Genomic DNA, 1,808 nt, shown 5'->3' with positions numbered 1-1,808 from the left:
CATCAGGCACCTTATATACAGGTTCAGAAACCTTAGTTACAGGAACCTATTATGCAAGTCAAACCACTAATGGATGTGAGAGTTCAAGAACATCTGTTGGAGTAACAGTAAATGCAACACCAGTGGCTCCAACAGCAAGCTCCAATAGTCCAATTTGCTCCGGTGCAGATGCTATTTTCACTATTACAGGAACGGCAGGAAACACTGTAACTTATACAGGAGCAGCCTCAGGGACAGCCACTATTGGAGCAGGCGGAACAGTAAATGTTAGCGTAGCTGCAGTAACTTCAAATACGACTTTAAATCTTACGAATGTTAGTAATGGTACTTGTAGTAGAGCATTAATCGCTACGACAACTGTTAATGTTTATTCTCCAAGTGTAACTTTAACTGGAACAACTTCTATTTTAGAAAATTCGGGAGGTAATGTAATCCTTACGGCAACTCTATCTACTGTAACTATAACTAACACAACTGTTACTTTAGCTTATTCAGGAAATGCAACAAATGGCTCTGATTATACAGCTAGTTCAACTATCATTACCATTGCTGCAGGTTCAACTACAGGAACAGTAACGATAAGTCCAATAGATGATGACATTTATGAGGGATCTGAAACTGTTATTGCTGATATTACTAATGTTACAGGTGGATGTGCTTCAGAATTAGGTGCGCAAACCGCTACTGTAACGATCACGGATAATGATGATGCACCAGATGTAACAATAGGCGATGCTACAATTGTAGAAGGAGGGATTTTAAGTTTTCCAGTAAGCCTGAGTAACCCATCGGCTACTACCATTACCCTAACCTTAGGCTTTACTAATGTAACGACCAGCAATGGAGATTACACGACGACTCCTGTAGTGGTGACCTTCTTAGCAGGGGCTACAACAGCAACAGCAACAGTACAAACAACAGAAGACACCATAGCAGAATCAACAGAGACCTTTACCGTTGGAATTACGTCTTCTACAGGAACAGTAGGCTCGACTACGGCTACGGCTACAGGGACGATCACGGATAATGATGATGCACCAGATGTAACAATAGGCGATGCTACAATTGCAGAAGGAGGGATTTTAAGTTTTCCAGTAAGTTTGAGTAACCCATCGGCTACTACCATCACTCTAACCTTAGGCCTTACTAATGTAACGACCAGCAATGGAGATTACACGACGGCTCCTGTAGTGGTGACCTTCTTAGCAGGGGCTACAACAGCAACAGCAACAGTACAAACAACAGAAGACACCATAGCGGAATCAACAGAGACCTTTACCGTTGGAATTACGTCTTCTACAGGAACAGTAGGCTCGACTACGGCTACGGCTACTGGAACAATCATAGACAACAATACAGCACCAACAGTAACTGGAATCACTCCATCGATCGCCACCGAAGGCGATGCTGTAGTATTTGATTTCGAGTTAAGCAATCCAAGTGCAGTAGATGTAGAGTACACCTTCACATTAAGTACAGGAACAGCTGGAAGTTCAGATTACACGACTACCGATGTCAAAGTAACAGTATTAGCAGGTGCAACGACAGGAACAGTAAGCGTACCAACAACCATCGACACAATTGATGAATCAGATGAGACCTTCACAATCCACAATGGAGCGGTAAGTGCAACAGGAACAATCATAGACAACAATACAGCACCAACAGTAACTGGAATCACTCCATCGATCGCCACCGAAGGCGATGCTGTAGTATTTGATTTCGAGTTAAGCAATCCAAGTGCAGTAGATGTAGAGTACACCTTCACATTAAGTACAGGAACAGCTGGAAGTTCAGATTACACGACT

At 42.7% G+C, this 1,808-nt stretch carries 1 protein-coding gene; it reads left to right on the top strand.

Annotated features, from left to right (window positions below):
- Positions 1-1,808 (top strand): beta strand repeat-containing protein (locus BMW63_RS17660; protein WP_217643746.1); only part of this gene is annotated, 1,808 nt, incomplete at both ends.

Source organism: Flavobacterium frigoris, assembly GCF_900111075.1.
Taxonomy (GTDB): Bacteria; Bacteroidota; Bacteroidia; order Flavobacteriales; family Flavobacteriaceae; genus Flavobacterium; species Flavobacterium frigoris.
This window is presented reverse-complemented; position numbering and strand designations above follow the sequence as displayed.